At 60.5% G+C, this 12,344-nt stretch carries 13 protein-coding genes; 5 read left to right on the forward strand and 8 right to left on the reverse strand.

What is annotated here, in order from left to right:
- Positions 1-403 precede the first annotated feature (403 nt).
- From SYN60AY4M2_RS12045 to SYN60AY4M2_RS12055, 3 genes are all read left to right on the forward strand, one after another.
- Positions 404-619 carry a DUF2949 domain-containing protein gene (locus SYN60AY4M2_RS12045; RefSeq protein WP_041438447.1) on the forward strand — a complete coding sequence of 72 codons (216 nt, stop codon included), beginning with the start codon at positions 404-406 and terminating at the stop codon, positions 617-619.
- A complete protein-coding gene (gene mazG / locus SYN60AY4M2_RS12050) occupies positions 600-1,694 on the forward strand; it encodes a nucleoside triphosphate pyrophosphohydrolase (RefSeq protein WP_099813021.1) in 1,095 nt (364 codons plus the stop codon). Before SYN60AY4M2_RS12045 ends, mazG begins: the two co-directional genes overlap by 20 nt.
- A 135-nt stretch (positions 1,695-1,829) precedes the next feature.
- The gene (locus tag SYN60AY4M2_RS12055; RefSeq protein ID WP_240527845.1) at positions 1,830-3,080 is read left to right on the forward strand and encodes a transposase; all 1,251 of its coding nucleotides are present in this window, start codon (positions 1,830-1,832) and stop codon (positions 3,078-3,080) included.
- Here SYN60AY4M2_RS12055 and SYN60AY4M2_RS12060 read toward each other — a convergent pair.
- The 4 genes from SYN60AY4M2_RS12060 to SYN60AY4M2_RS12075 all read right to left on the reverse strand — a co-directional run bounded on the left by SYN60AY4M2_RS12060 (position 3,067) and on the right by SYN60AY4M2_RS12075 (position 7,023).
- Positions 3,067-3,459 carry a hypothetical protein gene (locus SYN60AY4M2_RS12060; RefSeq protein WP_143596971.1) on the reverse strand — a complete coding sequence of 131 codons (393 nt, stop codon included), beginning with the start codon at positions 3,457-3,459 and terminating at the stop codon, positions 3,067-3,069. The genes SYN60AY4M2_RS12055 and SYN60AY4M2_RS12060 overlap by 14 nt on opposite strands.
- A 578-nt stretch (positions 3,460-4,037) precedes the next feature.
- A complete protein-coding gene (locus SYN60AY4M2_RS12065) occupies positions 4,038-4,877 on the reverse strand; it encodes a tetratricopeptide repeat protein (protein WP_228375267.1) in 840 nt (279 codons plus the stop codon).
- Positions 4,878-4,916: 39 nt separating this feature from the next.
- The gene (locus SYN60AY4M2_RS12070) at positions 4,917-5,894 is read right to left on the reverse strand and encodes a PspA/IM30 family protein (protein WP_099813022.1); all 978 of its coding nucleotides are present in this window, start codon (positions 5,892-5,894) and stop codon (positions 4,917-4,919) included.
- A gap of 310 nt (positions 5,895-6,204) precedes the next feature.
- On the reverse strand, positions 6,205-7,023 hold the full coding sequence (locus SYN60AY4M2_RS12075; RefSeq protein WP_011430821.1) for a hypothetical protein: 819 nt from the start codon (positions 7,021-7,023) through the stop codon (positions 6,205-6,207).
- A gap of 103 nt (positions 7,024-7,126) precedes the next feature.
- On the opposite strand from SYN60AY4M2_RS12075, the gene SYN60AY4M2_RS12080 reads away from it, so the two are divergent.
- Together SYN60AY4M2_RS12080 and SYN60AY4M2_RS12085 are read left to right on the forward strand one after the other, a co-directional pair.
- On the forward strand, positions 7,127-8,389 hold the full coding sequence (locus SYN60AY4M2_RS12080) for a class I SAM-dependent methyltransferase (protein WP_011430820.1): 1,263 nt from the start codon (positions 7,127-7,129) through the stop codon (positions 8,387-8,389).
- Positions 8,390-8,523: 134 nt separating this feature from the next.
- Complete coding sequence (locus SYN60AY4M2_RS12085) at positions 8,524-10,014, forward strand: Ig-like domain-containing protein (RefSeq protein ID WP_099813023.1); 1,491 nt, start codon at positions 8,524-8,526, stop codon at positions 10,012-10,014.
- Between the two features lie 67 nt (positions 10,015-10,081).
- Here the strand turns inward: SYN60AY4M2_RS12085 and SYN60AY4M2_RS12090 are convergent, their stop codons facing one another.
- The 4 genes from SYN60AY4M2_RS12090 to SYN60AY4M2_RS12100 all read right to left on the reverse strand — a co-directional run bounded on the left by SYN60AY4M2_RS12090 (position 10,082) and on the right by SYN60AY4M2_RS12100 (position 12,343).
- Entirely contained in the window at positions 10,082-10,342 is a 261-nt protein-coding gene (locus SYN60AY4M2_RS12090) for a SemiSWEET transporter (protein WP_041438445.1), read from the reverse strand.
- On the reverse strand, positions 10,339-11,514 hold the full coding sequence (locus SYN60AY4M2_RS12095) for an SAM-dependent methyltransferase (RefSeq protein WP_049749829.1): 1,176 nt from the start codon (positions 11,512-11,514) through the stop codon (positions 10,339-10,341). The genes SYN60AY4M2_RS12090 and SYN60AY4M2_RS12095 overlap by 4 nt, the downstream gene beginning before the upstream one ends.
- 62 nt (positions 11,515-11,576) lie before the next feature.
- A complete protein-coding gene (locus tag SYN60AY4M2_RS14140; protein WP_011430814.1) occupies positions 11,577-11,750 on the reverse strand; it encodes a hypothetical protein in 174 nt (57 codons plus the stop codon).
- Positions 11,751-11,797: 47 nt separating this feature from the next.
- The gene (locus tag SYN60AY4M2_RS12100) at positions 11,798-12,343 is read right to left on the reverse strand and encodes an NAD(P)H-quinone oxidoreductase subunit J (RefSeq protein WP_099813024.1); all 546 of its coding nucleotides are present in this window, start codon (positions 12,341-12,343) and stop codon (positions 11,798-11,800) included.
- Position 12,344 lies beyond the last annotated feature (1 nt).

Below are 12,344 nucleotides of genomic sequence, written 5' to 3' on the forward strand. Positions count from 1 at the left end.
TAGGCTGCTACAACTCTTTGCCGCAAATCCAAAGAATGAGTCGGCATTCCTTTCTCTCCTTCCTCTTGAATACCTGTACCCTATTTTAAATTAAAAGGCTGTACTTTTCGTCGGGGAAAGAGAATCGGCTCATCAGGGCACTGTCAATCGGCAGCGAGCTTGCTATTATACATTGACCTCACTGAATCCATTTTTTGTGCTCTTGGATACAGAGATCCCATCTGTCCCGGTAACGGGAGGGATCGCCTGGCGGAGCTGCGCTCGGCAAACCTGGCTTACTGCCTCTTGGCTTAGTTGCCGGCCAGATCTTTGCGGAAGCTCTGTAAGAGTGTTAAGAATGATTACACTAGTCTGTCATCCTCTCAGTTTTCCCACTTGTCCTTCTCAGCGCTGTGAAACGACTATGCTAGATCCCATTCCCCCTCCTGTCCTTGAAGAATACCTGTTGGAAGCGGGCATCATTGACCGCTCGCAGCTGAGCTTGGCCAAAAAGCTGCAGCATCGCCAGCAGGGGCCGCTGCTGATGATCCTTTTGGAGCTGAGTTTCATCGATCTCGAGCAGCTCAGGCGCCTTCTGGATTTGGGCCGCACCTACGACCATGCTCCAAACGCTGGATAGCCTTGAGCCCGATTGGCAACAGCATCTGGCCCGCTGGTCTGCGGCTGGGCAGGGATCCCTGCTGCTGAAAAGTTGCGGGAAGAAGGATCCGGCGGAGCTGCGTCGTTTTTTACAGCAGGTCTGCGCCCCTGTCCAAGCGTTGACCTTGCTCACAGAAGACTTGCAGATAGTGGGCGGCCCCCTGACGCTGCAAAGCTGGGATCCGCAGGCCACAGGCTCTTTTGCCCATCTTTATCTGGAGCGCTCTGCGTCTGCACAGCACCTCAGCCGCTTGGCGGCAATTGTGGCTCAGTTGCGCGCCCCCGACGGCTGTCCTTGGGATCGCGCCCAAACGCCTGAGTCGCTCACTCCCTATATCCTCGAAGAAGCCTACGAGACGGTGGCGGCCATTCGGGCCGGGGATCCGGCAGCGATTGCCGAAGAGCTGGGGGATCTGTTGCTGCAGGTGGTGTTGCAATCCCAGATCTTTGCCGAGCGAAACCACTTCGACCTGGAAACTGTAGCCGCGCGGATTGCCGATAAGCTGATCCGCCGTCACCCCCATGTATTTGGGGAGGCTCCGCAGTCAGATAGTTCCAGCCTTTCTGAGTTGCACCGCTCCTGGGAAGACATCAAGCAGAAGGAACAGCCGCAGCAAACCCTCGGCCAGAAACTGCTCCACTACGCCGAAAGTTTGCCCCCCCTGATGGCCGCCCTGAAGATCTCCCAAAAGGTGGTGGGAGCAGGATTTGAGTGGCCGACGGTGGAGGGGATCTGGGCCAAGGTGCGCGAGGAAGAGGCCGAACTGCGCCGAGAGCTGGAACGGGATCCCCCTGACCCGGCGCGACAAGAAGCCGAGTTGGGGGATCTGCTGTTTGCTCTGGTCAATTTGGGCCGTTGGTATGGGCTGGATGCCGCACAGGCCTTGACCCAAACCAACCTGCGCTTTGCCCGCCGCTTTTTGCGCCTGGAAGAGCTGGCGCGGCAACCAGCAGAAGCGGCATTGCCTAGCAGCGGCCAAGCCTCCCCTCTCCAAAGACTCACCCTCGCGGAGTTAGAGGCCCTCTGGCAACAGGCAAAGCAGGAGCACCCCTAATCCCTTCATCTAGAAACCGCAGGAGACCCGCCCTGTACCCCCCTATATCCCCTCCGTATACGGGGGGAGTGGGGGGCCGGGGGCCGGGCCGGTCAGGGCTGGGAGGAATGCGTTCCCATAAGGTACAGTAACAGTATGACCCAAACCCTGACTATCTCCTGCAAGCTCAAGGTGTCTGAGGCGCAGGCCGCCAAGTTGGATGCGACTCTGGACGCCTTTGCGCAGGCACTGAACTGGGTCAACCAAAGCACACCAGAGAAAGTCGTTAACGCAGTCAAACTCCATTCCCTTTGCTATTACGAGATACGCGCTCGCTTTGGGTTATCCAGTAATCTGGCGGGGCAGGTATGCAGGCGGGTGGCGGGGTCGCGCAAGGTTGCCAAGCAAAAGAACCGTCCAGTCAAGGCGTTCAAGGCGGGCTTCGTCACCTACGATGCCCGCATCTTCTCGTTCCGTGAAAAAGACTGGACGGTATCGCTAACTACGGTTGAGGGGCAGGAACGGTTTGAGCTGGCCATGGGTAACTACCAACGGGGCATGCTGGCCGGCACCCACCCAAAAGCGGCCACCCTGGTCAAACGGCAGGACGGTTCCTACTACATCCAGATTTGCGTCGAGCATGACCTGCCGGAGCCCCAGAACACCCCCAAGGCGATTGGAGTGGACTTGGGCAGAACAGATATTGCACACACCTCAGAGGGGGATAACTGGAGTGGACAGCAGTTGAGCCGGGTCAGAGACCACTACTCCCGGTTGAGAGCGGTTCTCCAACGCAAGGCCAGTAAGGGCACAAGGTCTAGTCGGCGGCGGTGCCGGCAGCTCTTGCAACGGTTGTCTGGCCGGGAGAGACGCTTCCAAACCTGGGTTAATCACTGCATCTCCAAAGCGATTGTGTCGAGGGTGCAGGCAACCCACAGCTTTATTGCCTTGGAAGACCTGACCGGGATCCGGGAGCGTGTCAACCAACAGCCGCGTAGCAAGACGGAGCGCCGGCGGTCGAATAGTTGGGCGTTCTACCAGTTGCGGCAGTTTGTGCAGTACAAGGCAGCAAGAGCAGGGATCCGGGTTGTGTTGGTGCCGCCTGCCTACAGCTCACAGACCTGCCACCAGTGCCTGTGGATTGGGCAACGGGAAAGGAAGCGCTTCCGTTGTGTCAACCCGGCTTGTGGTTGGGAAGGGGACGCAGACTACAACGGGGCAAATGTAATTGCGCTTTTGGGGGCTGCTGTAAACCAGCCCCCCTCAATCCCCCCGCCCCCCTGCCCCCCGTATACGGGGGGAGTGGGGGGCAGGGGCAGGGGGCTGGAAGGGGGGCGGTCGGAGCCGGGTAGTTTACTTATGTCTGAACCGGGAGACCTGCCCGCGGGATCCCTCAGCGATTGTTAGGCAAATTCTGGATGGGAACGACCAGCTCTTGCACAGGCAGAGCCAGCGGTTGGGCGGTGTCGCCGATCAAGGAGCTGGATGGCACAGGAGGAGAAGAGGCTGGAACCTCGCCGACGGGGCGCAGTTGCCAGCGGATGATCTGCTCGCCGCGGTAAAAGGTCACCAGCAACTGATCCCCTTGCGGTTGGATCTGCCAGGTGCCGTCGCCGCTGGTAACCGAAATCTGCCCGCCGGAAAAGGGCGCATCCAACGCCGGCCCCGACTGCGTCCAAATGCGTCCGCCACCGGTTTCCAGAACCAGTTGCACCGTGGCCCCTTGCCCCTGACCGCTCAAGATCTGGCCAGTGCCACTCCAAACTTGGGTCTCTGTCTGAGCCACGGCGGGCTGCCCAAGCTGTAGAGCCATGAGCAACAGCCCTGCCCAGCTCCCCTGAGCTCGTAGTGCCCTCCTCCAACCAGGAGAGAGGAAAGAATAGCGAGAGAAAAAGGCCATTGCACTCACGTCAGTACCACACGCCGCGATAGAACTGAAACACAGCAGAGCGGGAGGAAGCTCGAGGAAGCAATTTTTTACACTGTCCCTCTCACAGTCTATCGAAACCGTCGGGATCCCTTCGCGTTCTCTTGGGCTTGGGTTGAGCTGGCTGCCGGGATCCTCAGTTGTCCTGATCCCAATTTAGGCAATCCCCGCCCCCCCAGACAGGCTGCAACCTGAGCCTCTGGCTGCGGGGATCCCTAGCAACCGCTTCGCCAATGCGCAGAGCCAAGTCCGAAACCATAACTCAAAGATGGCAATGTTGTTATTTCGATTTAGACTGAGGCACTGCGCCCGCCCCGTTTCCTCTTTTGAGGGAGTCGTGGGGGCTTTTCCTTTCTAGGATCGATGTCTCCTCTCAATTGAGATGAGATTAAGAATTGCTGCGATCCAGAGTTGCAGGGGAGTCTGCTGACAGCTCTTCAACGCAGAGAAAGGAAGCGCTCCAGGGCTGCCACCATCGCCGGTGGCCAACGACGGACGGTTTTCACCCACTCCAGGTCGGCATAGCGGGGATCCAGCCCTTGCACAGCCACCCATTGGCTTTCTGCTTCTCCCTGCCGGCCTTGCACCCAAAGAACAGCGCTGAGGGCAGCCCGCATATCCGGGAACTTCGGGTACTTGCGCACCAAAGCCCGCATCAGGCGCAAGGCAGCTTCCGTTTCTCCCACCTGATAAAGGCAGAGGGCGTAGTTGGCCTGGGCAAAGGCGTAGTCAGGAGCCAGCTCCGTGGCGCGACGGTAATCGGCCAGGGCCTGCTGCCACTCTCCCAGCGCTGCCTCGGCATTGCCCCGGTTGTTGTAGGCTGCCGCATCGTTGGGATCCAACTGCAACACCCGCTCGTAATCGGCAATGGCCTCCTGCCAGCGCCCTAGCCCCTCCAAAGCCGTCCCCCGATTTAGATAGGGATCTGGTGCGTTGGGAGCCAGGCGAATGGCCTCAGCATAGTCCTCCAAAGCCTCCTGCAAGCGGTTCTGGCTGACGCGGGCGTTGCCTCGGTTGCTCCACAGGGCCGGGTTGTCGGGCTGGCGCTGCAACAATTGGCTCCAAAAGGCCTCTGCCCGGGCAAAATCTCCCCGGTTGGTGGCAGCAAAGGCTTCCTCAAACAGCCGGTCAATCTCAGGATCGATCTTGGCACTCGCCGCCGCTGCCCCATTCGCTGACTCAGATCCAAGGGGGATCCCAAGCCAAAGCAGCACCAACAGCAGGGCAGCTAAAAGAGGGGATACTCTTGCCTTCATCGCCATTGCCAGTTGGCTCACTAGGTAGATGCTCCCCCATCTTAAGCCGCCGCCCCAGGCTTAGTTGTTCATCTCCCGTTCCAGCTTGGCCAGCGCGATCTGGCTTTCCAGGCGAGAAATGCCTTCGCGGAGGGTTGCCGCCTGCGCTTCAACTTCATCCAAAGATTTGCGAACCGCCTCTGCAGCACTCATGTGTTGGTTCCGCTGCACCAAAGCCTGGCGCGCCAGCTCGTCCTGGTCATGTTGGCTGGCCTTTTGGGCTCTGACAAACCAATCCTCGGCCTTTTGCAGCAGTTGATCGTACTGCCGTTCCAGTTGCTTGCGGCTGGCCAGCGTTGTGGCCAGGCTGCGCTGCAGTTGTTTGAGATCCCGCTCCATCTGGCGGATGCTCACCCTCTGCCGGCTGGGCTTTCTCCACAGCAGCTTGCTCAAGCCCACCATCACCACCGCGGTGGCAATGCCCACGCCCGCAGCCGCTGCCAGGTTTTCCCGTAGGAAGGAGCCGTCCAAAACGTTGGATCCCGCAAAGGCTGAGGTTTGCGCGGCTGTCTCCCGAAACTCCCAGGGCATCACCGGATTGCGTTGCTGCCAAAAACCTCGTCGCGCCGCCTGGGCCAATTCTTGAGCTTCCAAGTAGCGCTCCCGGTTGGCCCCGTACAAAAAGCGCTCATAAACCACCGCCTGCCCCTGGCGCAACATCTCCAAATTCACCAAACCCTCGGCGTTGTACACCTGGGCAATGTGCAGCCCTTCTGGCGTGACGTAGAGAGTATCCACCTGCACCAGGGATCCCGGCGGCAGCAGGCTTTGCAAAGCTTCCTGCGAGAGCCGCCCCCAGCGCCCTTGCGTCAGCTCTGGGGCATCCACATAGGCAAGACGAAAACGGGTTGGCCTGCCGTTCAAGTCTGCCCAAAAGGTGTCCCCATCCACCACCGACCGTACTCGCGCTGTCCCAGAAGATTGGGCCGCTGCAGGGAGGACAAACCAACTGCCCGAAAGGACAGCCGCCATCATCAGGAGAGAAGTTCTTGAGGCCATGGGGATCACTCCTATTGTGCAGAACAACAAAAGTTAAGAAATAATAAGAAATGGGGAAGCTGCGGGAACTTACCGAAAGCCTGGAGCGTCTTCACGAACCGGAAGCAAGAACGATAGCCGCCCCTTCTTCGAGGAGAGGCAGCGGGAGCAACACTTCGCTTGCGCCAGAGAGAGCAGATTCTCTGACGCAGGGATCGGTCCTGTGAAGAAGACGGCTTCCAGGATGACAATTTGGGTTAGAGTTTAGCTCACCTCTTGGGGCAACGTCACAACCCTAGAGCGCAATCTTTGCCCAGTTAGGGGATTGGAATTACAGGCGCAAGCGGTAGGGCTCTTCCTCGGGAAAATCGGGCAGAGGAGGTGGGAGAATCTCGATCTCGCCGGTGGGCAGCGTCCGCAGCACCGTCCCCAATTGGGTCAGTTGTTCCAGAACAAACTGGCGGGTATCCCGGTCGCTGGTGGCATTGAACACGCTCAGCCAGACATCGAAGCGGGAACGGCGGCTGAGGGGGCTGCGGGCGATGTTGTCCCCCAGTTGGCGAAAGTCGTCGCCGGGCAGGCCCACCTGTTCCCGCCAGGCGGCAGCTTGGTAGTAGTCGCGGCGGCCCGCTTCCGCATCCCCCAAAAACATGAAGTTGATCAAGGCGCGATCCACGTAGAGCCGCCAGGCGTCGGGATTGTTTTGGGGGTTAAACTGCTGCAGGCCGCGATCCAAAATCTCGACAGCTTTTTCCGGCTGGCCGGCCCGATAGGCCAACACCAAGCTAGACAGCCGGTAGCCCAAGAAAAAGTTGGGATCCAGTCGCAGCATGTGGTCGAAGTACTCGTAGGCGAGGCCGTAGCCGGTTTGGGCACGAGCAGGGGCGTCGCCGTAGTACTGGATCAGCTCCAGCCACAGCCAGGAGGCGCCCAGGTTGCGGTAGCCCAGCCAGCCCAGGGTGGTGGCCAGGGCGATGTTGCGGTTTTTGCGGGCCTCGGCATTTTCCAGGGCCTCTAGGTTGATCCGCTCCAGCATCGGCACCTGCAGCCGCACCACCAGGATCCCGCACAGCAGCGCCCCGCCCACGGCGGCCAGGGTGCCTGCCAGGGAGAAACGGGAGCGGCGACGGGGCAAAGCAGCAGCAGTCATAGCCAGTTCTGAGCGGATCCCTCAACGGCTACACTCAATCATAAATTCATCCTGCCTTTGCATCGACTGCTCTCTCGCTCTCTGTTGAGCTTTTCCTCTGCGTATGACCAGATCCGCCCTCTCGGCTGCAGACCGGGCCCTCAGCCTCTACGAGGCTCTGCCCTACCCCAACGTGCCCCTCTCGCAGTCGGCCCGCAATGCCCTGGGGGAGATGTTCAAGATGAGCTATACCACCGCCCAGTACCTACGCACCCACGCCCTCGTCCCGTCCGAGGGCAAGGTGATGCTCAACGCCGGCTGTGGCTCCGGCTGGGAGACGCTGATGATGGCGGAGGCCAATCCGGGCGCCCAGATCGTGGCCTGTGATCTGTCGCCGGCTTCGGTCAAGCTCACCGAGGAACGCCTGCGGCACCACGGCTTCACCGATGTCCAGTGCTACGTCCTCAACGTGCTGGAGCTGGATCGCCTGGGGATCCAGTTCGATTTCATCAGCCTGAACGATGTTTTGTATTTGTTGGCGGATCCCACTGAGGGCTTGCGGGCGATGAAAAAAGTCCTCAAGCCCGAGGGCATCATTCGCGCCAATCTCCACAGCCGCCGCCAACGCCAGGTGTTTCTCCGCCTGCAGGCAGCTTTGCAAAAGGTGGGGCAATTCGACGTCCCGCCGGCGGTGGGAGCGCAACATGTGCGGGAGTTCATGGGATCCCTGCAGGAAGAGGTGGCCAAGGCGGTGCTGTGGAACCCGGCCAGCTATACCGAAGATGCCGCCATCATGAACAACTATCTGCTCTCCAACGACAAGGGATTCACGATCCCCGAGGTGTTTGGCATGTTGCAGCAGGCGGGGTTGGGCTTTTTAAGCCTGGTGGATATGCCCGACTGGTCGCTGGAGTCTCTCTTTAAGCAAGTGCCGGAGTTTGTGCGGCAACGGCTGGAAACCCTCAGCGTCATGGAGCGGCTGCACCTCTACGAGCTGATCCGGCCTGCCCATCGCCTCATCGACTTTTGGGCCGAGCACGCCGGCTCTTCCCTGGTGCTACCTTGGACGGATGCAGATTGGTTGGCGGGATCCGTGCAATTCAACCCCCTGCTGATGGACAACGCTCGCTTCCACCAGGAGTACAACAAGGCCCTGCAAGAGAACTGCACCTACGAAATGCAGTGGACAGGGGCCACCCACGGGCGGATCCGCATCCCTGCCGAGAAGGTGAAATGGCTGGCCCCGCTGCTGCAGGGGCCAACTCCGGTGGCAAAGCTGATTCAGCGGGTCGTCGAGTTGGGATCCCTGACGGAAGAACAGGCAACTGACGAGGTGCTGACCTTCCTGACGGCGTTGGAAGACTTTCTATTCGTCATGCTGCAGTAGAGCCGTTTTCCCGTTCCCGACCAATCCCAACTCCCCTCTCCCTCTGGGAGAGGGGTTGGGGGTGAGGGCAGTGGCGCGGAGTGCCTGGGAAGTGTCTTAATCTGGTTTGAGAGGTCGAAAACTGTACGACTCGGATGTCTGCCTGGCCGGCACGTCGCTTCTATGCAGCTCTGCAGCGAGGGCTGACCCAGCCCCTGGATCGCTGGGTGGCCGGGATCACCCTCTGCAACTTGGCGGTTGGGGTGATCTTATTTTTGCTGGGCAACCACACGGCCCCCTATGTGCGGGACTTTAACTGGCAACAGCAGCGGGTGGGATCCCAGGAACTGCAGATGGTGCTGACCTTCAACCGCCCTATGGATGCGGACAGCGTTGCGGCCAACCTGGAGATCCAGCCGCCTCTGCCGGGCCGGATGCGCAAGCTGGGCCGCCGCTTTTTTTGGACGCTGACAGAGCCGGCCCCCTACGGCCAGACCTACCGGGTGCGCCTGCAGGCAGCCGTGGATGAGCGGGGCCAGCCCATGGCGCGGCCTTTTGAGGGCGAGTTTCGCACGCCGGATCGGCAGTTGTTGGGGATCGGCACGGAAGCAGACCAACGGGGGCGGCTGTTGCTCTTTAACCTGGAGACGGGATCCACCACTTTGCTGACGCCGGCGGGGCTGAAGGTTACCCAGATGCAGCCCAGCGCCGATGGCCGCTTCGTCTACTACTTTGCCACCGCCAGCACCATCCAGCAGCAGGATCTCTACCGCCTGGATCTGGAGGATCTGTCTTCCCGGTTGCTGCTGGACCACCAGGGCTACCAAAACCTGCGCTTCCAGGTCTCGCCGACGGGGGAGCTGGTGGTAGCGGAGCGGATCCCCCTGCAACGGGATCCCCTGGCTCCCGTCCAGACGGAACTGGGGATCCAGAAAAGGAGCCGGGATCCCTTTGAGCGGCTGGATCTGGATACGGCTTTGGGGGGAGACTTTTTCATCAGCCCTGATGAGAGCAGCCTGCTCATCTCCCAGGGGCAGGGGGTGGGGATTGTGCCCTTGCAGCCGCGGGCGGCAGCGGAGAGCTTTTTGGCCCAGTTCGGCCAAACCTTGGCCATCCGTCCCGATGGGGCTTTCGGGGCTTTGCTGCGCTTCAATCCCGACTACACCCGCAGCCTCTTTATCGTCAGCAATACCGGCACCAGCGAGGAGATTTGGGTTACCGAGGGATCCGTAACCAAAGGAGCTTTTTCGCCGAGGGCACCCGTCTTTTACGGCTTGGTCAGCGAGGCCGAGTTTGTTGGTGAGGGCGCGTTGGCATCTCTGGCCTACACCGAGTCCCCCCGCTTGCTGGCAGTGGTGTTCGGCAGCGGCGGCGCGGCCCCGGCGGGCAAGACCGTAGAGGTGGGGCGGGCCGACTATCCCTTTGAGCTGGACTTCAGCCTTTCCCCTGACGGCCGCCTGTTGGCCTACACGCTTTTGGAGCCCTTGCAAGAGGAGATCCCGGATCCCTGGGCCCCCTTTAGCCGCACTGGGCAAGCGATCCGCAGCGGGCAAGTGTGGCTGGTGGACTTGCAAGATGGGCTGCCGATCCCCAACAGCCGTCGCCGCCTGCCGCTGAGCAGCAGCGCACTGGCCTGGATCCCTTAGTCAGGAGGAGTTCTAGGCAAGCAAGGCCTAAAACCCAGGCCAGATGCAGAGCAACTCCCCTCTCCCCCTAGCGAGCCGAGGTTCTCAGTTTGGTTAGGATAATCACTCCCACCAGCGCCAGGGTTACCGTGTTGGCAAGCAGGATGACCGCATCTTGGCGCAACAGGCCGTACAGATCCCACATCAGGATCCCTGCCCCAAACAGCAGCAGGTAGCTCCAAGAAAAATCGTCCGCCTTTTGGCTATGCCAAGTTTTCCAGGCTTGCGGGAAGAAACTGGCAGTGGTCAGAGCAGCAGCCGATAGGCCCACCCAAAAGGTGAGGTTCATAAGTGTAGCTCCGGCTCGACAAAGCCCTGCAGCGGCTGGGCCGCTTCCGCCTCGCTCAAGCCCTTGGCCTGCAGCAACACCCCAAAGCTCCCCAACCCCAGCGGATCCAGCAGAGCGTGAAGGGCATGTCGCCGTTGCAACACCTGGCCCAGATCCCCCCCCTCGTCGCCAACTTGGCCGAGGGCGGCCAGCCTTTCCGCCAATCCCAGGTTCACCAAAAAGCAGCTCTGCTGGGTGAAGCCCAGGCACTTGAGCCCCAGAGACTCCCCCACCTGCTGCAAGGTGGTAAAGTCCACGTGGGCAGTGAGATCTTGGGATCCCACCCAGACATAGGGATCCGCGTAGGTGCCGTGTTGGCGGTAGGCCAGGAGCGTGCCCTGGAAGCGCTGGGGGCTGTAGTAGCGCTGGGCGGTGTGGCCGTAGTCAAGGGTGAGCACGTAGCCCCGCCGCAGCTTGCGGGCCAGAAGCTGGAGCCACTCTAGGGCCTTGAGGTTGACCTCCGTTTGGTAGCCGGAGGGATAGGTGGCAATCGGGATCCCCAGGCGGGCAAAGTACGCTTCCAGCGCGGGCGTAGAGAGATCCCCTAACACTTCTCGGAAGCCCTCCCCCTCCGCCCAATCCACGTAGATTTCTCGCAAGGCCCCCGCCTGCACCTGCACCCGATGGACTGGGAAGGCGTCCACCAGCTCGTTGGAAAAAAAACAGCCGGTTACCGAACCATCTGGGATCTCGTCCCACTCTAGCCAGCGCACCTTCTCGCCATAGCCGGCCAAGCGCTCCTGCTGTAGCCGCCGCAAAAAAGCAGAGCGCTCGAGGATCCCGTACTCCAGGGCTTGCCAGAAGTCGGGCCAATTGGAGCACACATAGGCCAGCCAATCTTCGGCCAGGCGCCCGCTGCCCGCCCCCATCTCAATCACCGCAAAATGGGGAGGGGATCCCAAAATGTGCCAGAACTGGAAGATCTGCTCAGCCAACAGTTGGGCAAAATCCGCCGCCAAGTGAGGGGAGGTGCGATAGTCCCAGCCGAGGGGGAGATGCTCCCGCTCGTAGTAACCCAGACCTGGCTCGTAGAGGGCCCACTCCATGAACTGGGCAAAGGTCACGGGTCCTCGGGCGCGAATGCGGCTGCCGATCAGCTCTGGCAACCTCCGGTCGGCCTGCGAGGGCGACAAGGGCAAATCCGGATTGCCCAAGCCTAAGTCTTGCCTAGAAGGGCTTACCAATGGGGATAGACTCACTTGTTCAAGGGACGACGCCAATTTTGGCGAAACTGGCGGTTGGTCAAGAGCAGCAGTGGCCAGAGGGCCGACACCGCCCACTTTCCAGAGCCTGAGTAGATGCGATCCGCCTTGCGGGCTGAGTACCAAACTCCCCCTGCGTAGATTGCCAAGAGCAAAAAAGGCCACATTTCTCTCACGTCCTGCGAACGCTGCTCAGCCGGTTAAGGGATCCCCCCTAGTAAGCGTCCTGCAACTCATAGAAGTCAGGCGTGATATAGTCCTTGCGCAGCGGCCACCCAATCCAGTCTTCCGGCATCAAGATCCGCTTCAAGTTGGGGTGTCCCTCAAAGATGATGCCGTACATGTCATAGGTCTCCCGCTCCTGCCAGTCCGCCGACTTCCAGATCCAGTACACCGAGGGCACCCGCGGATCTTGGCGGGGCAGCTTCACCTGAACCCGCACCTCCTGCGGCCGATCTGCCCCGTCCGCCAGTTTGATCAGGTGATAGAGGCTGACCAGGGGTTGCCCTGCCCCCAGGTCGTAGCCGCACTGGCACTCCAGGTAATTGAAGCCGTAGGCATAGAGGGCAGTACACACAGGCAAGAGAAAATCCCGCTCCACCTCCAGCAGCTCCACCCCGGCGGCATCTCTGCCCAGGTACTGATGGTCAAAGCCGTTATCGGCGAGGAACTGGGAAACCGGCCCCCGTTCCAGCGTCGCCAACGGCTCTGTCGGCTCGGCTGTCCAGGACGGCTTTTGCTGGGCTTTGTCCTCTGTCATC

It is taken from the genome of Synechococcus sp. 60AY4M2, from assembly GCF_002760375.1.
Taxonomy (GTDB): domain Bacteria; phylum Cyanobacteriota; class Cyanobacteriia; order Thermostichales; family Thermostichaceae; genus Thermostichus.